Annotated in this window: 19 protein-coding genes; 8 read left to right on the top strand and 11 right to left on the bottom strand. The window is 48.6% G+C overall.

Annotation, left to right across the window (positions count from 1 at the left end; translation table 11 throughout):
• Positions 1-43 precede the first annotated feature (43 nt).
• Positions 44-1,501, top strand: coding sequence for an OmpA family protein (locus K0H59_RS04660; RefSeq protein ID WP_220054799.1), 1,458 nt, complete (start codon positions 44-46; stop codon positions 1,499-1,501).
• Between the two features lie 161 nt (positions 1,502-1,662).
• On the opposite strand, the gene K0H59_RS04665 is transcribed toward K0H59_RS04660, so the two are convergent.
• The 3 genes from K0H59_RS04665 to K0H59_RS04675 all read right to left on the bottom strand — a co-directional run bounded on the left by K0H59_RS04665 (position 1,663) and on the right by K0H59_RS04675 (position 4,600).
• Entirely contained in the window at positions 1,663-2,373 is a 711-nt protein-coding gene (locus K0H59_RS04665; RefSeq protein WP_220054800.1) for a 23S rRNA pseudouridine(2604) synthase RluF, read from the bottom strand.
• A gap of 11 nt (positions 2,374-2,384) precedes the next feature.
• Complete coding sequence (locus K0H59_RS04670; protein ID WP_220054801.1) at positions 2,385-3,077, bottom strand: hypothetical protein; 693 nt, start codon at positions 3,075-3,077, stop codon at positions 2,385-2,387.
• Positions 3,078-3,262: 185 nt separating this feature from the next.
• Positions 3,263-4,600 (bottom strand): Na+/H+ antiporter NhaC family protein, encoded by a 1,338-nt coding sequence (locus K0H59_RS04675; protein WP_088210944.1) that lies wholly within the window; start codon positions 4,598-4,600, stop codon positions 3,263-3,265.
• Positions 4,601-5,134: 534 nt separating this feature from the next.
• Here K0H59_RS04675 and K0H59_RS04680 point away from each other — a divergent pair.
• The 4 genes from K0H59_RS04680 to K0H59_RS04695 all read left to right on the top strand — a co-directional run bounded on the left by K0H59_RS04680 (position 5,135) and on the right by K0H59_RS04695 (position 8,046).
• Positions 5,135-6,043, top strand: coding sequence for a DUF6662 family protein (locus tag K0H59_RS04680; RefSeq protein ID WP_220054802.1), 909 nt, complete (start codon positions 5,135-5,137; stop codon positions 6,041-6,043).
• A 79-nt stretch (positions 6,044-6,122) separates the two neighbouring features.
• Complete coding sequence (locus tag K0H59_RS04685) at positions 6,123-6,674, top strand: FMN-binding protein (RefSeq protein WP_011625395.1); 552 nt, start codon at positions 6,123-6,125, stop codon at positions 6,672-6,674.
• On the top strand, positions 6,674-7,522 hold the full coding sequence (locus K0H59_RS04690; protein ID WP_220054803.1) for an FAD:protein FMN transferase: 849 nt from the start codon (positions 6,674-6,676) through the stop codon (positions 7,520-7,522). The genes K0H59_RS04685 and K0H59_RS04690 overlap by 1 nt, the downstream gene beginning before the upstream one ends.
• A gap of 56 nt (positions 7,523-7,578) precedes the next feature.
• Entirely contained in the window at positions 7,579-8,046 is a 468-nt protein-coding gene (locus K0H59_RS04695) for a hypothetical protein (protein ID WP_088210941.1), read from the top strand.
• 84 nt (positions 8,047-8,130) lie between these two features.
• Here K0H59_RS04695 and K0H59_RS04700 read toward each other — a convergent pair whose 3' ends face one another.
• Together K0H59_RS04700 and K0H59_RS04705 are read right to left on the bottom strand one after the other, a co-directional pair.
• Positions 8,131-9,762, bottom strand: coding sequence for a methyl-accepting chemotaxis protein (locus tag K0H59_RS04700; RefSeq protein WP_220054804.1), 1,632 nt, complete (start codon positions 9,760-9,762; stop codon positions 8,131-8,133).
• A 144-nt stretch (positions 9,763-9,906) separates the two neighbouring features.
• Positions 9,907-10,797 carry a DMT family transporter gene (locus K0H59_RS04705; protein WP_220054805.1) on the bottom strand — a complete coding sequence of 297 codons (891 nt, stop codon included), beginning with the start codon at positions 10,795-10,797 and terminating at the stop codon, positions 9,907-9,909.
• Positions 10,798-10,989: 192 nt separating this feature from the next.
• Here K0H59_RS04705 and K0H59_RS04710 point away from each other — a divergent pair, with 192 nt between their 5' ends.
• Positions 10,990-11,769 (top strand): helix-turn-helix domain-containing protein, encoded by a 780-nt coding sequence (locus K0H59_RS04710; protein WP_220054806.1) that lies wholly within the window; start codon positions 10,990-10,992, stop codon positions 11,767-11,769.
• Positions 11,770-12,337: 568 nt separating this feature from the next.
• Here the strand turns inward: K0H59_RS04710 and K0H59_RS04715 are convergent.
• The 4 genes from K0H59_RS04715 to K0H59_RS04730 form a co-directional block, all read right to left on the bottom strand.
• Complete coding sequence (locus K0H59_RS04715; RefSeq protein WP_220054807.1) at positions 12,338-12,724, bottom strand: GreA/GreB family elongation factor; 387 nt, start codon at positions 12,722-12,724, stop codon at positions 12,338-12,340.
• 461 nt (positions 12,725-13,185) lie between these two features.
• Entirely contained in the window at positions 13,186-13,320 is a 135-nt protein-coding gene (locus K0H59_RS04720) for a DUF2474 family protein (protein WP_084294915.1), read from the bottom strand.
• Between the two features lie 60 nt (positions 13,321-13,380).
• Entirely contained in the window at positions 13,381-14,388 is a 1,008-nt protein-coding gene (gene cydB / locus K0H59_RS04725; protein WP_220054808.1) for a cytochrome d ubiquinol oxidase subunit II, read from the bottom strand.
• A gap of 55 nt (positions 14,389-14,443) precedes the next feature.
• Positions 14,444-15,784, bottom strand: coding sequence for a cytochrome ubiquinol oxidase subunit I (locus tag K0H59_RS04730; protein WP_220054809.1), 1,341 nt, complete (start codon positions 15,782-15,784; stop codon positions 14,444-14,446).
• Positions 15,785-15,929: 145 nt separating this feature from the next.
• Here K0H59_RS04730 and K0H59_RS04735 point away from each other — a divergent pair, with 145 nt between their 5' ends.
• Positions 15,930-17,342, top strand: a complete 1,413-nt coding sequence (locus K0H59_RS04735) for a PLP-dependent aminotransferase family protein (RefSeq protein WP_220054810.1) — start codon at positions 15,930-15,932, stop codon at positions 17,340-17,342.
• A gap of 230 nt (positions 17,343-17,572) precedes the next feature.
• Positions 17,573-18,865, top strand: coding sequence for an O-acetylhomoserine aminocarboxypropyltransferase/cysteine synthase family protein (locus tag K0H59_RS04740; protein ID WP_011625403.1), 1,293 nt, complete (start codon positions 17,573-17,575; stop codon positions 18,863-18,865).
• 71 nt (positions 18,866-18,936) lie between these two features.
• Here the strand turns inward: K0H59_RS04740 and K0H59_RS04745 are convergent, their stop codons facing one another.
• Both K0H59_RS04745 and K0H59_RS04750 read right to left on the bottom strand, forming a co-directional pair.
• Positions 18,937-22,083: a DUF2339 domain-containing protein gene (locus K0H59_RS04745; RefSeq protein WP_220054811.1), complete on the bottom strand. Its 3,147-nt coding sequence runs from the start codon at positions 22,081-22,083 to the stop codon at positions 18,937-18,939.
• Between the two features lie 207 nt (positions 22,084-22,290).
• Positions 22,291-23,424: a methyltransferase gene (locus K0H59_RS04750; RefSeq protein ID WP_220054812.1), complete on the bottom strand. Its 1,134-nt coding sequence runs from the start codon at positions 23,422-23,424 to the stop codon at positions 22,291-22,293.
• Positions 23,425-23,564: the final 140 nt, after the last annotated feature.

Consider the following 23,564-nt stretch of genomic DNA (forward strand, 5'->3'; position numbering starts at 1 on the left):
TTAGTTCGCGAGGGCTAACTTTCCCTACAGAAAAGGATTTTTTATGGGACATAAGACGTTACTGAGTGCTGTATTTTTGACTGCGACCTGCGGTGTCGCCACTTTTGCGGTGAATGCCGAATCACTGTTTACTCCCTTCCCAGACGCCAAATCGCCTGAAGAAAAGCGCATCCACTTTACGCCCTTTGAGCTTATCACCGAAGTGAATGGTGACAAGTTCACTCTGTTGCCTGTATCGGGGAAATTGACTCGACAAAGCGTTGAGTTGCCAGAGGGGTATAGTCCCGAGCATGTGATCAATAACTATTTGGCACAGCTTAAAAAGCTGAATGCTGAAGTGTTATTTAGCTGCAAGGCCGCCACCTGTGGTGATGGTCAAGCCATGCAAACTCAGCTAAAGCCACTTAAAACTGTGAATGCCGATTATCACAGTGCTTATGCGGCGGCAAAACTAAAAGGTACTCGCGGTGAGGTTTACACCAGTATCTATGTCGTCAATCGGGAGGATAGATACACCTACCTGCAGGTCGATATCCTCGACGCTATCCCTGAGCCGCTGGATTTGATCCAAGCGAATAGTGACTTCTTACAGCAGGCGCCGAAGGACATTGAGATTAAAGATAGGCGCAGTGATGATGCTCAAGGCGCGACCGACCATCCTTTGCTGGGGCGTATGCCCGGCAGTTATATTACCAGTTACAAACAAACTAACTTTACCCAAGTGCCTGTATTGGTGGGGATCTCGGGCGCAGATTATCAAACCAAATCGCTGGACGCCAAGCTTACCCAAATAACGTATCAGATGCCTGAAAGCTATTCGTTGTTTGAAATCAACAGCAATTATGCCGCAGCAGCACAAAAACTGCAGGCTGAGCGGGTGTTCCACTGTAAAGGTACGGCCTGCGGCGACGATGATAACCTGATCAATGCCATCAAATTAATCAAGGACGATAAAGAAGATGAATGGCAGGAGTATCAGCTGTTTAAGCTGAGTCACGCCAAGGGAGATGTTTACTTCGATATCTATTCCCAAGGATATTTTGATGGCACACCTGCCGATACTACGCTCAGGGTAATGGAACTTTCTAGTCTGAAGGATGATCGTGTGGCGATTGACCTCGATGCCTTGACCGATGCGATTAGCCAAACAGGCAAGGCGACGTTAGAGGGATTGTTGTTTGATTATGACAGTGAGCGTATGTTGCCTGAGTCCAAGCCAGTTCTTGAGGTCCTCGCGAGTTATCTTAAGCAGAACCCTGCGTTGAGTTTCTATGTGGTCGGACATACCGATGACAAGGGCGAGCGGAGTTACAATCAAAGCCTGTCGGAGCGCCGCGCCGCAGCAGTGATTAAGCAGTTGAGTGACGGGTTTCAAATTCCGTCGGCTCAATTAACCGCCCACGGTAACGGGGAATACAGCCCTGTGGCCAGTAACACTAATGACGCCGGACAAAAGTTGAATCGCAGAGTGGAGTTAGTGCTTCGTTCCGATAAAAAGTAGCTCAATTTCAAAAGTTTGAAAGACTACTTTGGCTTCATCAACAACGCCTGAGTCATCTCAGGCGTTTCTATCTTCATCGGCGTTTATTGGCAGATATTGTTCACGCAGGCATTGTCTCAAATTGAGGTTAACTGCTTGAGTGCATTCACCACTTATCCTCACTAAATCGTTACTGCGGCTTTAAGCGCTGTAACTTCCTCTGGGCTGAGTGGGCGCATTTCGCCTTCGGCTAAGGAGCCTAGCGTTAATGTCATTAACGCGACGCGTTGTAAGTCAATCACCTTATAACCTAAGGCGTTGGACATGCGCCGAATCTGGCGATTTAACCCTTGGGTAAGCACAATTTCAAAACGGTCTGCACTTAACCGTGTGACTTGGCAGGGGAGTGTGCGCACCTCTTTGTATTGTACGCCGCTGGCCATTTGTTCGATAAAGGCATCGTTGAAGGGCCTATCGAGCTGCACATGGTAGGTTTTACTGTGGGCAAAACTGGGGTGCATCAGTTTATGGGTGAGTTCGCCATCATTGGTGAGCAGCAATAAGCCACGGGAATCCTTATCTAATCTACCCACTGGGTAGAGTCTTGGCGCAGTTGGCAGTAAATGCAGCAAACTGGATTTATCCGTGTCTAACAAACGGCAATCTGTGCCCTCGGCTTTATTGAAGATCCAATAGCTGAGTGCTTCGGCGCCCGTAATGGGCTTATCGTCTAAGCAGAGGCTATCGAGACATTGGCCGTCAGCATCGAAAAGCACGGCATCGGTATGCTGAGCAATGTTGCCATTGAGGCTGATGCGTCCGGCCTCAATTAAGCGGCAGGCTTCGCGGCGTGAACTAATGCCGCATTGGGCAAGGTATTTGGCGAGACGCATAAATGACTAAGCTAAAACGGGTGATGGACTTGGGCGCGATAATACAGGATTTTGGATAAACGGCGCATGGCAAATGCAAGGCTGATACACCAAATAATATTGAGGTTTGTTTGCAGCCACATATTGGCGGCGACAAAACAGAAGTGATTGTTTGTCTCGCAGGGCGGGAAATCTAGTTGGCTCCAGTCCAGTTGTAAGCTCAGACACACGGCACTGATAAAGCTGAATAAGCTTAAGTAAAACAAAGGTCTTGGGCAGATTAGTTTAGGCACGATTCCCGCAATAATCACCAAGGCATGCAGGGTTAGCGTGCTTAACAGATAGCTAGTGGAAACCAGTCTGTGCATGGTTAAAAAGTTAATCGGAAATATCCCCATCAAAATCACCGAGGTGCCAACCCAGGCGCCTGTGAGCGCAATATATTGGCTAAAGCTGTCGAGCTTAAGTAAGTAGAGCCCAGCCATAGAGACCAACATACAAATCCCCGCGGCGAGTAATCCGAGGTTAAATACATAGGCGAGGGGAGAGTTGATATAGTCACCGAGAAAATCGGCACGCATAAACAGGGCAGGAGTGCCCACGGTTTGATATTCGCCGTAGAGCGCGATGATAACCCCAGTGGCACTCAGCAGCGCAGCGCCCACAATCAACCAAGTGATCAGGCGATGTAAGTCGTAAAAACTGGGTTCATGCTGCGGATTCATATTGTGATGGATGCATTTTGTGGTGAATGACTATGCCGTAAATTAAGCTTCATACCGCGCGAATAACCCGCTGTAACTTGCCTGAATCCGAAACTGATGGCAAGTCTCGGCCTGATTTGATCTTTCGGCTGATAAAAACAAAGGGAGCTAATAGCTCCCTTGGTGTTATCGATAATCAAATAAGGTTAGTGACGCTTACGGAAAATCACAATCGCAATCGCAACAGCGGCTAGGATCATGCAGTACCAAGCGTGGGAGACGGCCGCCAGCGGTGTGATGCTAAAGGTTGAGGCGATCAGCAGTGCTTGGGCGCCATAGGGAATTAATCCTTGGATAATACAGGCAAAGATATCGAGTACACTGGCCGCGCGCTTGGGGCTAACACCGTGTTTCTCAGCCAGATCTTTAGCAATATCACCGGTCACAACGATAGACACTGTGTTGTTGGCAACGCAGCTGTTGGTGACGGCCACAATCCCAGCCATGCCTAATTCGGCCGCGCGGCATGAGGCTTCACCTTGAGCTTTTGAGAAACGGGTGATGAGCTTTTCAATCTGTTTGCTTACAAAGGCTAAACCACCTTGTTGCTGCATCAGCGCGGCTAAACCACCGACTAACATCGACAGGATGAAGATTTCCTGCATATTGCTAAAGCCCGCGTAGATATCTTTACCAAATTGGATAACGCCATAGTCCATGGTGAGGAATCCTGCAGCGCCCGCCAGCAAAATGCCTAAGGTCAAGACGACGAACACGTTTAACCCTGCGACCGCTAATACCAGAATCGTCAGGTAAGGAATCACCTTGATAAAGTCGATATCCTGAGCGGCTAGATCGGCTTGGCCTTGGCCTGCAATCACAAAGGCGATAAAGGTCAGCAGTGAAGCTGGGATCGCAAAAATCAGGTTCTCGCGGAATTTATCTTTCATATCACAGCCTTGAGTACGAGTGGCTGCAATAGTGGTATCCGAAATAATCGAGAGGTTATCGCCAAACAGTGCGCCAGACATCACGGCGCCCGCCATCAGGGCATAATCAATTTGTGCCTGATCGGCAACGCCTAAGGCGATAGGTGCCACGGCGGCGATTGTGCCCATTGAGGTACCCATTGCGGTGGCAATAAAGGCGGCAATCACAAAAAAGCCGGGCAGTAATAGGTTTGAAGGAATAAGGGATAAACCTAAGGCAACGGTTGCATCGACACCACCAGTGGCTTTCGCTACCGCAGCAAAACCGCCAGCCAGCAAGTAAATCAAACACATAGCAATAATATTGCTGTGGCCAATACCGCCGATAAAGGTATCAATCGCTTGATTGAGTTTTTGTTTTGATAATACCAAGGCCAGAATAATAGCTGGCAGAATGGCAATCACACTCGGTAATTGATAGAAGGCAAAGTCTACACCTTGGCTTTGGAAATAGACGCCTGCGCCAATAAACAGACTTAAAAAAACGAATAAGGGTAACAGGGCAATAAAGGATGCCGGGCTACTCGGTGCAGTGGTTTGGGCTGATTGACTCAATGTAATGTCTCTTTTACTCGGCGGGTTGTCCGCGGGATCCTTGGCAGTCGAACTCGCTTAAAATCTATGCCGCTTTGGCATCATATCCTAGCAACTTGGTGCCAAGCATATTGGATTGCCATTTTACTGTCAATCTAGACGTCTAGATGTTTTTACTTCCGTTGTAATCTGTTCGTTAAAAAGAGGTTTAAATCGTGGTGAACAGCCATTTTAGACCTTATTAATCAACCTATTACCTATAGCACTTTTTTCGAAAAGATACAGGGCATGAAAGCTGTATAGGTGTGATCTGTAACAAATGCCATGGTGAGTATAGCCTTTAGGCAGAAATGTGCCTATTTGGGCCATTAGCCGATTGCATAGCAAAAAAATATTAATTCAACATTAATTTGTAACATCATGTTTTAAATGAAATATCCTTATTATTTGGTACTTTATCCAATAAAACACTAATGATAATGATTTGCGTTGTTTTTGTTGCTCTACTAGAATCGCCTCCCAATTATGTTAATAACTCTTTGGAGCTTTGTTTAAATGCGCACATTTTCTCGTCATCGCCTGAGTTTAGTTGCTGCCTCTGTGTTAACACTCGGCATCTGCCACACTGCCACTGCAGGTGAAGATTTATTTGGTTATGTCAAAGGTGCTGAGGCTATGCCTAAAGAAGCCATTGAACTCTATCAAAAAGTGACGTTGCGTAACGACAAAGGCCAAGGTACTTACCGCGGCATTAATTACGAGACTGAGCTGGAATACGGTGTGACCGACAAGTTTGCGGTATCGGGTTCGGCTAAGTTTATGTCTTTAGATACCAGCGGCTTAATCATCGATGGTTATCTGCCGAAAGAGAAAAACATTGGTTTTGCCACCTCTGGCGCTGAAGTCGGCTTAAGCTACATGTTTTTAAGCCCTGCTAAGGATGATATTGGTCTGTCTATGACCGCCTCCTTAGACTATGACTGGATTGATGTGCACTCTGGTCAAGACAAAGATACTCTGTCACTCGATTTAGGCTTACAGACTCAAAAGTACATGCTCGAAGGCGAGTTAATTTGGGTTGGCAACCTTGGCATGGAATCGACCTATGCCGACCGCGCACCAATTGCGAATTTGCCTGAAGACTTTGACTGGTCAACCGATCCTGAGATGGAACTGGAGCTGAAAATGGGCACTGGCCTGAGCTACCGTTTCGCCCCTAACTGGTTTATCAGTGCCGAAGTGTTATTCGAAACCGAATTTGAGACCGAGATTGGTCAAGAGCGTTGGTCATTCTTCGCAGGCCCCTCATTACACTACGGCAGCGCCGATTGGTGGGCGACCCTCACTTGGTTACCCCAGTTAAGTGGTGGCGGTGAGCAGTACGAAGGTCAAAAGGATACTAGCCTGCATCTGATTGAAAAAACGGAACAAGAAGTCAGATTAAAAGTGGCATTTAACTTCTAATTTGTACTTTACTCATAGGCAGGGCAGCGTTGCTCTGCCTGCGATGAATCAAGGTTTTGCTTTAACACTAGGTATTGAAATGGCGCATACATATCTGAATAGCTTGTGGTTTATGCCAATGGTCATCGTGGCCGCCCCTGCATTTTCTGCGGATTATTTAACAGTGGCCCAAGCGCAGGCGTTGATTTTTGATAAGGCAGCGGTATTTAGTGAGCGCCCAACCTTACTGAGCTCCGATGCGAAAGATCAGATCAAAGACTTATCGGGCGTACGCCAACGTCAAGATCAGCAACCTATCTGGAAAGTGGAAAAGGACGGTCAGTTTCTCGGTTGGTTTGTGGTGGATGATGTTGTCGGTAAACATGAGTATATTACCTACGCTATCGGCATTAGTCCGCAGGGCGAAGTGCTCGGGTTAGAGGTGCTCAGTTACCGTGAAACCCACGGCGGCCAAGTGCGTGAAGCTAGTTGGCGCGATCAGTTCCACGGTAAAACCCTCAAAGATCCCTTTAAACTCGATGAGGATGTCAGCAATATTAGTGGGGCCACATTAAGTTGCCGTAATTTACTCGATGGCGTAAAACGGTTACTTGTAATCCATCAACTCTTTTTGTCGCAGTCAGTCGCATAGTGATACGTAGAGCCAAACCCTTACTCGGGACCTTAGTCGAAATTGCCGCTGAGTCCGTTGCCGAGCACAATGCTCATCCTTCATTGGATGAGCCTGCCCTTCAAGCCGCTATAACAGCGGCTTTTTCGCGTGTGGCCCATATTGGCCGCTTACTCAGTTTTCACCAGCAGGATAGTGAGCTGAATTTACTGAATCGCCAGCCGGGGCAGTGGATAGCCTTAAGTCCTGATAGCCTGAGGGTGTTGAAGCTTGCTAAATGGTTTGGGCGAGCCAGTGACAACCTATTCAACTGCACTGTGGGCGGTGAGATGATGTCCCGCGGCGCTTTGCCCGCTTATCTTGGAATGCCGCTGTTGTTGCAGGGGGATTGGCGAGACATTGAGATCCAAGCGGATAAAGCCAGATTGGCTCGCCCACTGATTTTGACCTTAGATGGCATCGCTAAAGGCTATGCGGTCGATATGGCGGTCAGCGAGCTGCGCCGTGCGGGCGTGTGCGGTGGCTGGGTGAATGCGGGTGGCGATTTAAAAGTGTTTGGTAGCGCTTCATTAAATGTGTTGTGCCGTGGGCCGAACGGATTGAGTCAAAAGATCAACGTCAGCAATACCGCCTTTGCCAGTTCGCGGGTTTCCCAGCAGTTAAGCCACGATTACCCCGCGTTATTGTTACCGACGGGTAATTTAGACGAGCAGCAGTGTGCCAGCGACCAAGAAAGGGTTGTGAGTGTGCGGGCACCGTTTGCTTGGCGCGCCGATGCGTTAACCAAGGTGGCGGGATACCTTGACGATGCCACCGCCGCGACAAAAATTCAGCAGTTGGGTGGCGATTTAGTCAATTTCGCGCCCTAAGATGTGTCGATAAAGCTTTGCATTATTCTTTAGTATTTTTAACGATATAAATAAAAATGAAAAAATTAAGTGGTTATCCCAATTGGTTTTTCTGGTTGATCATTCTTGCCATCACAGTAACGGGCCTTACAGGCTTATTTATGCTGCCTTGGGTGATGGAGTTTAAACTGCAGTGGGATGTGGATTTTGGCTTGAGCGGGGATCTGCGTTTACCCGCGGTTGTGATGCATGTGCTACTCGGCTGGTTGATGCTCATCTTGCTGGGCGCACTGTGGCATAGCCATATCCGTGCAGGCTGGCGTAAAAAGCTTAACCATAAGAGTGGATTAGTGATGTCACTCAGTCTGTTGGCGCTGGCATTAACGGGCGTTGGGTTGTATTACTTAAGCTCAGAATCGGCACAGTTAGCCGCGAGTTTATTGCACACTTTTTTAGGGCTATTACTCTGTGGCGGTTTTGGTTGGCATTACTGGCACGGCCGGCAAATTCGGCAGCAATCCTTAACGCGTCAGCGTATCCTCTAATCCATAAAAAAGAGTGCCTAGGCACTCTTTTTTATCTGTCTTTGAGCGACGCGAAGTCAGGGACATCTGGGCGCGTTACTCGCCTTAAGCGACTTTAAAGCGTGACACTTCTTTTTGCAGATTGCTGCAAATGGTTTGGGTGTTGACGACGATTTGCTGAGTCTCTTGGATAACGGTATTGCAGTAGCGGGTCTTGTCAGACAACTCGGTCAAGTTACGATTGATTTCTTCGGTTACATGGGTTTGCTCTTCGGTGGCCGTAGCGGTTTGTGTCGACATCTCACTGACCTTAGAGGTGGAGTTCAGGATCTCATCTAAGGCATCCTGTGTCTGGCTGGCGAGGGTCACGGTCGAGCTCGTGAGGCTGGCGCCCGATTCAATGCTCTTCACCGCATCATTCACGCCCCGTTGTAACTCTTCAATCATTCGCTGAATATCTTGAGTCGAGGTTTCGGTGCGGCTCGCCAGTGTCCGCACCTCATCGGCAACCACCGCAAAGCCGCGCCCTTGCTCACCCGCACGGGCCGCCTCAATGGCGGCGTTGAGGGCAAGTAGGTTAGTTTGCTCTGCAATCGAGCGGATAACATCCAATACCGAGGCGATATTGGCGGAATTCACTGAGAGTTTTTCGATAACCGCTACGGCTTGTTTCACCGACTCCGACAGTTGCTGAATATGGTTGACCGACTGGGTGAGAATGTTCTTACCTTCAATGGTTTGGTCGTTGACCTTAGTGATTTCGGTGGCGGTATGCAGGGCGTTGCTGGCCACCTCTCGCACCGCAGCGCTCATCTCATTCACCGCCGTGACTATGGTATCGACAAACTGTTCCTGCTCGTAACTGATGCCTATGGTGGTGGTTGATTTTGTCGCGAGGTTTTCAACAGTTTGGCTGACATCTTTGGTTTGGCTGATAATCGCGATAACCATTTGCTGCAATTGGGCCACGAACAAGTTAAAGGCATTGGCTAGCTCGCCAATTTCATCCTGACGTGTGATGGGGATTCGCTGGGTTAAGTTTCCGTCGCCATCGACAATATCCTTGATCCTGTCGGTAATATCGCGGATCGCATTGACTATGATTTTGGGGCCAAAGTAGGCAATCACGAGGGCGACTATCGCGACTAAGGTGGCTATGGTGACCGAAATTTGGGTTTGCGTGGTGGCCTGCTCTGAGGCCTGTAAATCCAGTTCTTTAACGCGGTTATCGGCGGCTTCACCGGCGGCGTTGTAGATACTCCTTAAGGCCTTAAACTCTTTTTTAGATTTGTTTTCATGGAGTTGTCTTGCAAGTTCAAAATCATTGTTTTTCACTGCATTGATCACTTCCGATGAGGCTTGATACCAGAGTGAAAATTGCGCCTCAAAACCGCTGGTGGACTTGATAACTTCTAAATGGTCTTGCAGATAATTTTTAAATTCCCCCATGCGATCGCGCGCTTGGTCGACGTTTTCCTGCCAGTTGTCTATCTCACTCTTGCGGTTCTCGCTGCTGAGCTCGGCTCTAAGCAGTACTTCTTCACTTAGTTGGGCCTGATAGAGATCGCGGTCGGCGTTGAGGATAGCCGAAATCGCCGGATTAAAGCGTTGGCTAAACTCCTGCATTTGCTTAAGGGTGGTGCGGTTTTGCATCGCATCCGTCACGGCCATCACAATTAAGGCTGTCGCCATAATGGCAAACATCAGCGAAAACTTGACTCTAATGCTGTTAAACATAGGACTCTCCATAACTCTCTGACAAAACGACTTATTAAATAGCTTAGTCGCTATTTGGTTGTTTGCAGCAGCCTGCGAAAAGTCTGTATTAGAAGCGATGATAAAAAAAACACCCCAAGGTTTTGGGGCGTTGAGTTAAGCGAGTTATTCGGTGCAGGCGATAGGCGCGGGTGTTTTCGGTTTAGGTTTTACCTGTACTAACATCACCCCAAAGATGACCATAGCACCACCTATATAGTGATAAACGGCTAAGGTTTCATTCAGAATAATCGCCGCTAAGATTGCCGCGAGGATTGGCATCAAGTTGAAGAAAATACTGGTGCGCTCGGCCCCTAACTTGCTGATGCCATTAATCCAGGCCCAAGGTGCGATGAGCGAAGCGCCCAGTGCGGCATAGATAATTAACGGTGCGGCTTGGCTGCTAATGGCTGTACTTGGCGCGCTAAACAGCAGCGGGGTTAACATCAACACCGCGATAAGCCCTTGAATATACACTGACTCCCACGTCGATATCGGCAATTGCCAGCGTTTAAGCAATACCCCATAAAGTGCGTATACAAAGGCGCTGATGAGTAACAGTAAATCCCCTTGGGTCACGCCGATGGCAAGATTGGCCATATCGCCGTGGCTTAACATAAACACTAAGCCCAAGAGCGAAATCACAGTGCCACCAAAGACCAAAGGCGTCAGCCTTTGTTTGAGTAGTGGCACGGCCAAGAACAAGCTCACCATAGGCACCAGCGAGTTGATTAGGGCCATATTGGTCGCAGTTGTGGTTGCCGCCGCAAAATAAGCCAGGCTTTGGTTTAATACCATGCCTAAGGCGGCCAAGGTGGCGAGTTTGGGCAGTAATGGTGCAATCGTTTTACGCTTACGCCAGACGGGTTTTAGCATAAAAGGTGTTAATACTAGCATGGCAAAAAACCAGCGATAAAAGGCTATCGCTTCGGGGGCGATGATCCCAAAGGAGAGTTTGTTAACAATGGAGTTGCCCGCCCAAATCACGACGGCGAGAAGCGGAAATAAATACAGCATAGGTCAGTCTTAATTGGTGTGGAGACGGGGTTAGGCGAAGGGGCTTAAACCCGATGTTTTAGGCTGCTACTATTATCTCTGGTCTTTTATGATATAAATATCGCTTAAAAGACAATGTCAGTTCGTCGGCGGACAATCCTTTTTAAGTCTCAGTATTCGCCTCGAATTTGCCAGCCTATTTTCGGAGGTCTGATGCGTCCCGTTTATCATCCGCTCAAGGTAGAACAAGCGCCTATTGCCGATATTTTCTTCAACTATGAAGCGTTTCTCCCTAATACCATCACCCCAAAACACAGTCACACTTGGGGGCAGTTGCAGCTGAACAGCGGTGGTATTATGGAGCTGCATGCCGCAGGGCAGCGGTTTTTATCGCCTTCCCAATATGCGATTTGGGTGCCGGCGGGGATTGAACATGAGAGCTTTACTCGCCGCAGTATCCATTATTGCTCGATGAATATCGTGGCTAGTCGTGCGGGGGCTTTTCCGAATGAAACCTGCCTGCTGGCGATCACGCCCATCGCTCTGGCGATAGTGAACGACCTGAGGGAGCGGCAAATAAGAGTGGCCGAGAGCGATGCAGATAAACGTCTGCTTGAGGTGCTAATCGACCAGTTGATTTTAGGTCAGGCACAGCCGCAATTTTTACCCTCAAGTGGCGATAAATTATTGCAGCCCATTTTGCAGCAACTCGAACTCGATCCCGCCAGCCAAAAGAGCCTTAAGGCTTGGGCGAGTGAACTACATACCACAGAGCGCACACTGGCTCGGCGTTGCCAAGACAGTCTTGGGATGAGTTTTACCGAGCTGCGGCAGCGGCATAAGTTTATTTATTCATTACAGCTCTTGCGTGAAGGATTGGCAATCAAGGAGGTGGCGCTGACCTTGGGCTATAACCAAACCTCACCTTATATAGTGATGTTTAAAAAATATGCCCAATATTCGCCTGAGCAATATCGCCGACAATTGGGATAAAAAAGAGGGCGTGATAATTACCACGCCCTCTTGCTCATAAAGAGAGGATTTAAGGGATTTTTTACACAGGGATTAATCGGAGTTTTTCTGTCGATTCCGTTTATCCTGACGCTTCTCTTTTAAGGTTTTCATCGGCGGTTTTTTCGCTTTTTCTTTACTCATGACAATGACTCCTAACTGAATCTAAACTCAGCAAAGTGATACTTAGTAAAGTGAAACTTCATAAAATGAGACTATCGACTGTAGCGCCGCATTCTTACCGATAGTGTCGTTAATATTACCCGTCGGCAAAATTAATTCATGAAAAAGCCAAATGAGCCAGATAAATAAACTTATACCTCTTGATGGTTTTTACATAAGCGCTGCCATACTCGGTAAATATCCAAGAGGTCTAAGCCTTGGCTCATCGGCTTTAATTTGTGTCGCGGCCTGTTAAAGACTTCAAAATAGCGCTCTCCCTATTTTATTTATGCCAATGCTAGATGCCGCCGCAAATAGCGACCTAAAAGCATGCTGCCACTGAAATTTGAACATGCTTTATGCTGATAAAACTATTTTTACCGTTAATTTATTTTCTGCTTAAGGCGATATCTTTCACCATAAACAGCACGGGTTTACCTAGAATATTGACTTCGGCATATTCGCCCTTAGTGCGCCCGAGTAAGCTGACTCCGAGATCGGAGATCACCGAATAACGTCCCGCTCTGGGTTTGTGCCTTTGCGGATACACCAGCTCGATACGGTATTCCTGCTGGTCCTGTTGATTAACCAGTAAAATTTCTCGCCCAACCGTCACTTTATCTTGGGTTTCTTCACTCTTAAGTTGATCCAGTTTTGCTATCACCGCGGCTAATGAAGTCGGGCGCAGTGAGGCATTAAAACTGTTTTGCAGGTAATAGGTTTCAGTTTTCAACATAAAAGACTGAAATAGATTGCTAAAAAAAGAATAAAACATAACTACCTCAAAATATGAGCTAGATAGCGGCCATGCCCCAAAATAAAAATGGAAGCGATAAATTAAAATATGGGAATTCGATGCCGAGTGCGAGTGGCACTCGGCTTAAACTGGAAATTTAAGTGAAAGGCGTACAAAGCTGGCTAAATAATGAGGCTTATTTAGCGTAAAAGGCGATGATTCAAATGTGATAGATGAAAATGCATTGTTTAACATGTTGCTACATCTCCATATCAAATTAAGGCTAAATTAATCATCCAATTAGGTTGATGATTAATGACTAATAAACTGTCCATACCATAGGCCAACTGAAAAAATAAAGCAACCCATGTTTTAACTCTAGGCTCTTTATTTCTGGAATGACGTTTTCCTATTAAATAAAAATATTTTCTTAATAACCGGCGATATTTTTAGGCAATTATTAGCGCATAAATTGATTAACGTGGCTGAATGTTAAGCCGCTAAGTCGTTAGCCCTGCGCCTTGCAGGATGATTTTAAGGCAAAGGGAAACCAGCAGTAAGCAACTGACGCTGGTGCACCAAATCAGCAGTAACCAGCCGAGCCGTTTGGGGAGCGATGAAGTTTGAGTCGTCATAGCAATCTCCTAAGAGTGTGTTGCTGGCAGCCGAGTCGATATCGGCTGCATGAAGTCGTTTTAGTGATAACCCGCATCCTTGGTGACTTTGCCGCGAAACACGTAATAGCTCCAAAAGGTGTAGGCCAAGATCAAGGGAATAATCATCAGTGCGCCGATGAGCATAAAGCCTAAGCTGCTCTCTGGTGCGGCCGCCTGCCATAGGCTGATCGTTGGCGGAATAATATGTGGCCAGATACTGATACCTAAGCCACTAAAGCCTAAGAAGATTAACGCGAGTGTTAGCAAGAAGGGGCGATAGTCATCCTCAGCATTTAAAGCGCGGATAAGTGCCTTAGTGCAAAGCAATACCAGCAGAGGTACAGGTGCAAAATAGAATAAATTCGGCAGACTAAACCAGCGCAGGGCAATATTGGGTTGTACGAAGGGCGTCCATAAACTGACGATTCCTATGGTCATCAACAGGCAAATCGCGAGAACCTTAGCGAGTTGCTGCATGGTCGTCTTGAGTGTGCCTGTGCATTTCTTCACTAACCAAGTTGCGCCAAGCAGCGCGTAGGCCAGCATCAGCCCAAAACCACAGAAGAGTGAGAAGGGCGATAACCAATCGAAGCTGCTACCGCTGAACCTTTGTCCATCTACCGAAATGCCCGAGATAAATGCGCCGAGCACTACGCCTTGGGCAAAGGTGGCAATAATCGAGCCGAACATAAAGGCTTTGTCCCAAAAGGGTTTGGTCTCTGCGCTGGATTTAAACCTAAATTCAAAGGCGACGCCGCGAAAAATCAACGCGAGTAGCATGATCAGTAAGGGAATGGTCAGGGCTTCGAGCACTATGGCGTAGGCGAGGGGAAAGGCGCCGAGCAGGCTAGCACCACCGAGTACCAGCCAAGTCTCGTTTCCATCCCACACTGGCGCGACGGTGTTGACCATTACATCCCTATCGTCCTCATCATGGATGAAGGGAAATAAGATGCCGATGCCAAGATCGAAGCCATCCATCACTATATACATGAGTGTGGCAAAGATGATGATCCCAAACCAAATCAGGGGTAAGTCGAATTCCATGTTGTGCCTTTAAATGGGTTGATTAATCAATTGATATGCTAAAAAACTGGATTTGTTATCCATGGTGCTCAATCCCTTGCGCTATCGGCCCTTTACTGATGAGCCGCATCATGTAGCGATATCCCACGCCGAAAATGCCGAAGTAACAGATAACAAACATCATCAGGCTGAGGCTTAAATGAGTCACACTGTGGGACGAAACCGCATCTTGAGTGCGCATTAACCCTTGGATAACCCAAGGTTGGCGGCCAAGTTCAGTGGTAAACCAGCCCGCGAGGGTTGCGATTAATCCCGCGGGACCTAACAGCAGTACCAAGCGCAGGAACAGGTGATTGCTATATAGCGTCTGCTTGCGTCTAAGGTAGAGGCTCCACACGCCCGCCAAAATCATCAGCACGCCTAAGCCCACCATCACCCTAAAACTCCAAAACACTAAGGGCACATTGGGCCAATCCTCGGCAGGAAACTCAGTGAGTGCTGGCACTTGCTTGGTTATATCGTGTTTTAAAATCAGACTGGCTAATCCTGGAATTTCCAAACTGAAATGATTGGTTTGCTTATCCATATCGGGCAAGGCGAATAAGATGAGCGGCGTGGGTTCATCCTTTTCATTACGCCAGTGGCCTTCCATCGCGGCGATTTTTACCGGTTGATACTCAAGGGTATTTAGCCCGTGAAAGTCACCAATCACTGCTTGCAGCGGCGCAACAATCAATGCCATCCACATGGCCATGGAAAGCATTTTACGAATCGCGGGAGTATCGTTTCCTTTCAGTAAATGCCACGCGGCGGAGGCGCCAACAAAGAAGGCCGAGGAGAGAAAGGCGGCAACCGTCATATGGGTTAAACGGTAGGGAAATGAAGGATTAAACACGATTTGCCACCAGTCGATGGGGACGACTCGGTTATCAATGATTTCAAAACCCTGAGGTGTGTGCATCCAGCTATTGGAGGCGAGGATCCAAAAGGTTGAAATCACAGTGCCCGTGGCCACCATGCAAGTGGCAAAAAAGTGCAGTTTTTTACCAACCTTATTTTGCCCAAACAGCATCACCCCAAGAAATCCCGCCTCGAGGAAAAATGCTGTCAGTACTTCATAGGTGAGCAGAGGGCCGGTTACGCTGCCCGCAAAGGCCGAAAAACCACTCCAGTGGGTGCCAAATTGGTAGGCCATCACTATGCCTGAGACCACGCCCATGCCGAAGTTAATGGCAAAAATTTTGACCCAGAATTGATAAAGCTGCTGATAAATCTGATTGTTTGTCTTCAACCAGAGTCCTTCTAACACGGCTAAATAGGTGGCTAACCCAATAGTGATTGCGGGAAAGATAATGTGAAAAGAAACGGTAAAAGCGAATTGGATCCTCGCGAGTACGGTGGCATCAAAATCAAACATAGTGTCCTCAGGAGTGCAGCAAAGGGATGTGTAAATGCAAGTCGCTCAGCGCCTCAGATTCGTACCGCTGATGGCTTGTGCGCTATTAGACCATGGGGTAATCTGGCTATAACAGACACAGAATTGGCTAAGTTAGCTATAACAGATGCCTAAGTACCAACAGTTAGCGCAGGATCTCAAAAACCGAATTACTCAAGGTGTCTGGCAGGCGGGGGATAAATTGCCCTCATTGCGGCAAACTGTGGCGGATTCGGGGCTGAGTTTAATGACAGTGCTGAACGCCTATCAGTTACTTGAAAGCCAAGGCGTGATATTGGCGCAGGCAAAATCGGGTTACATAGTGGCGCCTCAGCCTGAAGCCTTTCGTTACCCTGAGACTCAACGGCAGATCTATTTCTCCGATAAGGTCGATATTAACGAGTTTGTGTTTAACGTATTGCAGGCATCGAAACAGGCGGGGATTGTGCCCTTTGGCTCGGCATTTCCCGATCCCAGTTTATTTCCACAGCAAGCCATAGCGCGCTCGTTGGTCAAGGTCACTCGGCAGATGTCACCGTCGTTTGCGGCCGATAATCTTCCCCCCGGTAATGCAGGGTTACGCAAGGCGATTTCCCAGCGTTATGCCAAATTAGGCATGAGTGTGGCGCCCGATGAAATTTTGATTACCTCGGGGGCGATGGAGGCGCTGAACTTGAGCTTAGCGGCCTTGGCTCAGGCGGGGGATTGGGTCGTGATTGAATCGCCGGCCTTTTATGGTGCGATGCAAGCCATTGAGCGCCTCAAACTGAGGGCGATTGCGGTCGCGACGGATCCCCGCGAAGGGATTGATCTTAACGCTTTAGCTGAAGTGCTGAAGACCTATCCCGTCAAAGCCTGTTGGTTGATGAGTCTGCATCAAAATCCCTTAGGTTGTAGTTTATCGGAACAGAAAAAACAGGCTATTTATCAACTGCTTTGTGAACATAATGTCAGTCTGATTGAAGATGATGTATATCAGGAGCTTTATGTCGGTTCGAGTGCGCCTAGGCCGATTAAAGCCTTAGACACCCAAGGCTGTGTACTGCATTGCGGTTCCTTTTCGAAATCCTTGATTGCGGGATATCGAGTCGGTTGGGTCGCCGCCGGGCGCCATGCCCCGCAATTGCAACGCTTGCAATTAATGTCGACCCTCTCCACCAGTGCGCCTATGCAACTGGCCATCGCCGATTTTATTCAGTCGCCCCAATATGAGCGTCATTTAAAGCGCTTACGCCACACCTTAGCGGATCGCAAATTTGCCATGTATCAGTTGCTGCGGGCTCACTTTCCTGAGTCCGTGAGTGTGAACTTTGAGCCGGGCGGTTATTTCCTCTGGTTGGCGTTGCCTGCCCATATGGATGCTACGCAGATATACCATAGCGCACTTGAGCGAGGGATCAGTATCGCGCCGGGGAATCTCTTTAGTAATCAAACAGAGTTTCGTCATTTTATGCGCATTAATGCCTCCTACGATTGCTCACCCGAGATAGTGCGCGCGGTAAAAGCGCTCGTGCAGCTCCTAGATCACTCCCCGAGTTGATACGCCAAAGTGTGAGCCGTTGCGGTAAATTCTATGGCGACTTAAAAAGCTTTAGACTTCTAGATGTCCATCTGTTAGCTTGAGTGCAGTGCACAAATCTTGTGCGATTAGAGCATGGGTTAGCATAACGCTCCCCCTCAATTTGCTTTGGGGAGTGGCTATGTTTTGAGAACAGTTTAGGGAACTTTTTTTGGAGTTGTTCGGGGAATTTATTGGGGAAGGACACAAAGATGAAACTTGAATCACTGGCGTTACACCACGGATATGAATCAGAGGCGACCACGAAAGCCGCTGCGGTACCTATTTATCAAACCACTTCCTACACCTTCGATGATACCCAACATGGTGCTGATTTATTTGACTTAAAAGTCGCAGGCAATATCTATACTCGGATTATGAACCCGACGACCAGCGTGCTCGAGCAGCGACTTGCGGCCATTGAAGGTGGCATAGGCGCGCTGGCACTTGCCTCGGGAATGGCGGCCATTACCTATGCGATTCAAGCGCTTACTCAGGTGGGGGACAATATTGTTAGTACCAGTCAGCTCTATGGCGGCACTTATAATCTGTTTGCCCATACATTGCCGCGCCAAGGAGTCGAAGTACGGATGGCAGCCTTCGATGACTTTGAAGAGCTCGATGCCTTAATCGATGCTAAGACCAAGGCGCTATTCTGTGAGTCCATCGGTAACCCCGCTGGCAATATTGTCGATCTTAAACGTTTAGCCGAGATAGCCCATAAACACGGCGTGCCTTTAATTGTCGATAACACTGTCGCTACCCCTGTTCTATGTCGCCCGTTTGAGCATGGCGCCGATATCGTTATCCATTCGTTGACCAAATACATTGGCGGCCATGGAACGACGATTGGCGGCGTGATTATTGACTCGGGCAAGTTCGATTGGGTCGCGAACAAAGAACGCTTTGCTCTGCTCAATCAAGCCGATCCTTCCTACCATGGTGTGGTGTATACCGAGGCTTTTGGTGCCGCGGCCTTTATTGGACGTTGCCGCGTGGTGCCGCTGCGTAATACTGGGGCGGCCCTTTCACCCCACAGTGCATTTTTGCTGCTACAAGGGTTGGAAACCTTGAGCCTACGTATGGAGCGTCACTGCTCGAATGCCTTGGCCTTGGCCGAATACTTGATACTGCATCCTTCGGTCAGTTGGGTGAATTACGGTGCTTTGCCGAGCAGCCCTTACCGTGAAAATTGCCAAAAAATCACCGGCGGTAAAGCCTCGGGGATTATCAGCTTCGGGATTAAGGCGGCCACACCCGAGGAAGGGAAAATCGCTGGCGGCAAGTTTATCGACGCGCTACAGATGATTTTGCGCTTAGTGAACATTGGTGATGCCAAATCGCTGGCTTGCCATCCCGCCAGTACCACCCACAGACAGTTGGATGCGAACGAGCTTGCCAGAGCCGGGGTGTCTGAGGACTTAATTCGAATCTCCGTTGGCATTGAACATATCGACGATATTATTGCCGATGTGGCGCAGGCGCTGGAAAAAGCCTTGGCTTAACGTAGCAGATTGATTATTTGAATGAAAAGGCCGCTAATGTTAGCGGCCTTTTACTTTGCATAACTGACGACTTATTGGTGTGCTTCTTGTAGGCGATTACGGGCCTTTTGATAGAAGTAAGAGACGGTCAGTAAGATCACCCCAATCAACATAAAGGCGATAACCTTTTGCACTAGCTCGAAGGACGCCATATCCAGCAATAACACTTTGAGTGTGGCTAAGGTAAAGAGCCCGGCGGCAAGGCGGATCATATCCCCATGCTGGGGTTTTAGGCTGATAAACATCAACACGCTGCCATGCACGACAAGCAAAATGGCGCTGAGCGGCGCGGCAATCATATTATCGAACGCATAACTCCAGGTGAGATAACTCAGCGCGAGCAATCCATGCCAGCCCCATTTGAGCCATTGCAGCGGTAAGAAACGCTGATGCAAACGAATAGCGACGCCGCGGCGTAAGATAAGTAGCGCGAGCAGTGTTAATGCCATTAATTCACAGAGGATCAATAACACGTTATCCAGATCGAGTCTTAGCGACAACTCAAAGTGCAGCATTATCGGCAGCAGCGCGAGCCCCAGACAAAGCCCGTAGGCCAAGCTGTAGCTTGAGCGCACCGCGGCTTGGATTTCGATGGCTAAGTGCGCCATTAATCCCGTTTGCACTGAACCATGTTTGGTGCGTCTTTGGATCAAGAGGGCAAAGTAGCCACTTAATGCCAATGCGGTCATCGACCATGCCACTACATCGACGCGGTTAAATCCATAAACCAATACGGCCAGCACTAGCGCGAAATAATAAGGGCTCAGTTGCCATTGCAGGATAAGCAGTGATATCCAGGGCTTAGCAAGCTTGCGATAACGCAGCAGTACAAAGCCCATGGCTAGGGCGCCAATTAGCAGTGCGATAAGTCCTTGCCAAACTTCAAATAGGCACAAGCTGGCGGTGGTGAGGATCGCTAGCCAAGTCAAAATCTTGGTTTCAATCTCAAGGGCTTTATGCTTGATAACATAGGCAAGGGCGAGGCTGAACAAGCTGCTGAGCCAGAGTGCAACCGCGGTAAACTCCCAATAACTGCGCATCACCTTAGGCAATAAGATTAGTGGCAGCAGCAGATAACAGCCGAGTTGTATCTGCTTGGCGGCCTGGGCGAACAGCGAGCTTGGGTAATGCTTACGATACCAATAGTGGGCCAGCAGCAGGGCGGCGAATAATTCAATGCGTGCCAGCTTTGCCATCAGTGGCTGCGCACTAAAACTCAGGCTGCCAGTGAGGGTCACGCCTTCGACCACAGTAAATAAGAGTGGCAGCAGCAAGAGCCAAGCGGCAAACTCGCTGACCATCAACTTGTCTTTACCACTTAAATACAACAGCAACAGACTCACAAGCGGGATGATGGCGAGGTAATAATCGCTGCTGACAAGGTAAGCCGCCAGCAAAAGGGTCGCCACATAAAAGCCGCTGAGGAACTCTTTGAATAAATAAGTCTGTTGCCGTTCGAGCCGCGACAGTGGTAACTCATCATTGCCAATTTGGCGGATAACAAATAGCAGGGCCGCCGCGCTTAAGGCTAACGCGAGCAGCGGGAACCCAAGCGCCGCCACCGGCGTTTGCTCGCCAAGTCCGAGCAGGGAAAAACCTGTCAGCACCGCATATAAATTGAGAACCAGCCCTGTCAGCAATAACACATAGGCTTCGGCGCGCACCGAAATCAGTTTCTCCTTAAGGCCAATCCATAGCAGGAGCAATGCTTCGAGGATAAGCACTAATCCCAGGAAATCATGGCTTAATAGATAAAGGGCGGCAAAGGCGGCAAAACTGCCGCCGAAAACTAATAAGAGACTGCGCTGGGACGGGGCGAGTCGAGACTTGAGCTTAAGGTATAAGCCCGTACAGATGAGTGCGTTGGCAATAAATATCTCCCCAGCGAATGGTGTAAATTGGGTTATTTCGAAGATAGCAAAGGCCAGCAGAGCAATCGGCAGAACCAAGGCTCTATGGCTGAGTGAGGTCGTAGAGGAATTAACGATAAACCCAAATAGGCCATAGAGATAAAACAGTGCGTTAATGCTCACTAGGGCTAGCACTGCTGCGCCGCCCCATTGAGTGAGCGGTAAATCGACAAAATAGCTGAAGGCTTCGATGCAGGCGATATGCAGGAAGGCGGTGATTTCCAGCAGTAATGGCCAGTGTAATTTACGGCTTTGGGCGAGGGCGCCCATACCAATCAGCAACAGATAGGGAATATACAGTAGCGGCGCATAGCTTTGAGATAACAACATCATAGGCGCCATCGAGCCACCGATTAAGGCTATCACGGCAATGACCTTGGCATCGAGCCGCATCGACAGGCCATAGCCCGCTAAGGTAATCAATAGCAGCAGGATAAAGCTGGCACTGCTCGGGATAATCTCAAAGTAGGGGCCAATAAAATAGGCGCAGAGATAGTTTAGGATGAGGCCTAATCCGACAATCCCTGAGCCAAAGTCGGCCATGCCCACCCTTTTTTGGCGGATAAAAATCCCGCCCGCAATAATCGCATTGGCGCAGCCAAAACCCAGCAGGGCTTTGCCGAGTTCGGAAAACCAATGATTGATGGAATATTGCAGTAGATAACCAAAGCCTAGGGTCAGGGTGATGATGCCCGCGACCGTCATCAAAAACACTGGGCCTAGACCCTTGGCTTGATAATGTTGATAAAAGCCTTTGACCTGTTCAGTGATGGCTGCAAATGGCGCCATAATGGCGGCAACGCTTTGGGATAAGATGGTCCCTAACTGACTTGTGGCCTGCACACCCACTTCAAGTCCGGCTTGCTGAGAAAAGGCCTTATCTTGCTGCAAATCATCCTGCTGCGAATCCACTGGTGAATGCACGGCTTTTGAGGGAGCCTTTGCGTGGCGCTGCCTAGGGTCGTCTTGCCAAGGATTTGCCTCGGGCGCTTGTGGCTGGATATCGGGAGCCATTTCTTCAGATTGCAGCGAGGCGCGCTCATCCCTTGGCTCAATCGTCGTCCCGAATGGCGCCGTGATATCGTCCACACTCGCGGATGGGGTGGTGAGAGGGCCATTGTCTTGCTGCTCAAGCTGAAGACTGATACTGTCGAGCTTGGCCGAGAATTCTGCCAGTTGGCGGCTGAGTGAAGATTGCTGCGACAGGTGCTGCAGTTTTAACTGCGCCAATTCTGCCTTGAGTTGGTCAACGTCATCCTTTAACGGCATCTCAATATCCTAAATATGCTTTCCATATCCATGGGGCATAAAAGTCTAAGTGACTCACTTTTATGCTTTTACTGTGAAAGATTGTACTGACAACTAGGCATAACGGCTAGTAAAAAGCCGTTACTCAGTATGTGCGAATGCGAAAGTGGAGGGGATGAGGCAAAGATAGCGCAATGATTTTGCCCTATCTTTGCTGAGCTAAAGCGGTTATTTCTGCGCTTGCAGGATCACAAATTTGCCGTTGGAGGCGACTGTGGTGCAGTTTTTAAATAAACGCTGCAATTTGACGTGGTAAGCCAAGTGGCGATTCCCCACTATATGTAAAATGCCGCCATTTTTGAGTCGGCGACGTGCGTCTAAAAACATCTGCCAAGCAATGTGATCGGTAATCGCCTCGCCCTGATGGAAGGGCGGGTTGCAGAGCACTAAATCGGGTTCTACTCCATCGGGTAAATGGGTCATGCAATCATCCCAATGGAAATGGCCTTTATCTGCGGGGAGTTGATTACTGGCCCAATTGGCTTTGGCTGAGGCCACCGCCATTTCGGAATCATCAATAAAATGGATATCGGCATTAGGGTATAACTGGGCCGCACGCAGACCGAGCACGCCATTGCCACAACCTAGGTCGACAATCGTTTTAAAGTCGCCCTGAGGGAGATTATCCAACATAATGCGCGCGCCGATATCGAGCTTATTGGCGGCAAACACATTGCTTAAATTGCTGATGTGGAGGTTGAATTCGGGAATATCCCAAGTGACTTCCTTCGGTAAGGCGCGTGACTTGCCATCGCTAATACAGGTGATGACGCGGGTTTTCTTCCAAGCGAGGCTGGCGCTCGCTGGCCCTAAGTATTTTGCAAATACTTCCAATAAGCTCGCGTTGATAGACTTGGCTTTTGCGCCAACCAACACTTTGCAGCCCGCGGGCAACACTTGGGATAAGCGCATCAGCTGGTGGGCAAAGTAAGTGAGGTTTTTAGGCAGCTTCATCAATACGAGGGCGAGATCGCCAGGCAAGGCATCGCGACTGGTAAACCAGGTTAGGTTATCCATAGGTAACTGATTGCGATGATGATTTTGCTCTGCACCTAAAAAACTGGTTCTGGCATCGGTTTCGACATTCAGTGGCCAATCGGGATTAAGCCGCGATAGGGCGCAGCTTAAGGCGCCAAAGCTGTCGTTGATAATGGCCGTTGGCACCGCGGTTTGTCCGCCTTCGACTAGGGTATTAATCAAATGCTCGTCTGCCGCATCCCAAGCTTGGAGATTGGATTCCTGCGAAGCGGGGTAGCGAAAGAGTTCAAGCTCAATCCCTGCCACTGAAAATTGTGTCGTCATCTTTGTGCTAAGCCAATAAAAACGGTGCCAATAAAAACGCTGCCATTAAAACAGCGCCAATTAAATAAGGCGCAGATTATCGCAGATTTCCCCTTATCGTGCGATGCTTGCCTGAGGTTGTATATCCGCTCGCGCATTTA

The organism is Shewanella sp. FJAT-51649, assembly GCF_019457435.1.
Lineage (GTDB): Bacteria > Pseudomonadota > Gammaproteobacteria > Enterobacterales > Shewanellaceae > Shewanella > Shewanella mangrovisoli.

Excerpts from the sequence above, each read along its gene's own strand:
- K0H59_RS04660 (WP_220054799.1), top strand. The coding sequence starts at position 44 with ATGGGACATAAGACGTTACTGAGTGCTGTATTTTTGACTGCGACCTGC.
- K0H59_RS04665 (WP_220054800.1), bottom strand. The coding sequence starts at position 2,373 with ATGCGTCTCGCCAAATACCTTGCCCAATGCGGCATTAGTTCACGCCGC.
- K0H59_RS04670 (WP_220054801.1), bottom strand. The coding sequence starts at position 3,077 with ATGAATCCGCAGCATGAACCCAGTTTTTACGACTTACATCGCCTGATC.
- K0H59_RS04680 (WP_220054802.1), top strand. The coding sequence starts at position 5,135 with ATGCGCACATTTTCTCGTCATCGCCTGAGTTTAGTTGCTGCCTCTGTG.
- K0H59_RS04685 (WP_011625395.1), top strand. The coding sequence starts at position 6,123 with ATGGCGCATACATATCTGAATAGCTTGTGGTTTATGCCAATGGTCATC.
- K0H59_RS04695 (WP_088210941.1), top strand. The coding sequence starts at position 7,579 with ATGAAAAAATTAAGTGGTTATCCCAATTGGTTTTTCTGGTTGATCATT.
- K0H59_RS04700 (WP_220054804.1), bottom strand. The coding sequence starts at position 9,762 with ATGTTTAACAGCATTAGAGTCAAGTTTTCGCTGATGTTTGCCATTATG.
- K0H59_RS04705 (WP_220054805.1), bottom strand. The coding sequence starts at position 10,797 with ATGCTGTATTTATTTCCGCTTCTCGCCGTCGTGATTTGGGCGGGCAAC.
- K0H59_RS04710 (WP_220054806.1), top strand. The coding sequence starts at position 10,990 with ATGCGTCCCGTTTATCATCCGCTCAAGGTAGAACAAGCGCCTATTGCC.
- K0H59_RS04715 (WP_220054807.1), bottom strand. The coding sequence starts at position 12,724 with ATGTTTTATTCTTTTTTTAGCAATCTATTTCAGTCTTTTATGTTGAAA.
- K0H59_RS04720 (WP_084294915.1), bottom strand. The coding sequence starts at position 13,320 with ATGACGACTCAAACTTCATCGCTCCCCAAACGGCTCGGCTGGTTACTG.
- cydB (WP_220054808.1), bottom strand. The coding sequence starts at position 14,388 with ATGGAATTCGACTTACCCCTGATTTGGTTTGGGATCATCATCTTTGCC.
- K0H59_RS04730 (WP_220054809.1), bottom strand. The coding sequence starts at position 15,784 with ATGTTTGATTTTGATGCCACCGTACTCGCGAGGATCCAATTCGCTTTT.
- K0H59_RS04735 (WP_220054810.1), top strand. The coding sequence starts at position 15,930 with ATGCCTAAGTACCAACAGTTAGCGCAGGATCTCAAAAACCGAATTACT.
- K0H59_RS04740 (WP_011625403.1), top strand. The coding sequence starts at position 17,573 with ATGAAACTTGAATCACTGGCGTTACACCACGGATATGAATCAGAGGCG.
- K0H59_RS04745 (WP_220054811.1), bottom strand. The coding sequence starts at position 22,083 with ATGCCGTTAAAGGATGACGTTGACCAACTCAAGGCAGAATTGGCGCAG.
- K0H59_RS04750 (WP_220054812.1), bottom strand. The coding sequence starts at position 23,424 with ATGACGACACAATTTTCAGTGGCAGGGATTGAGCTTGAACTCTTTCGC.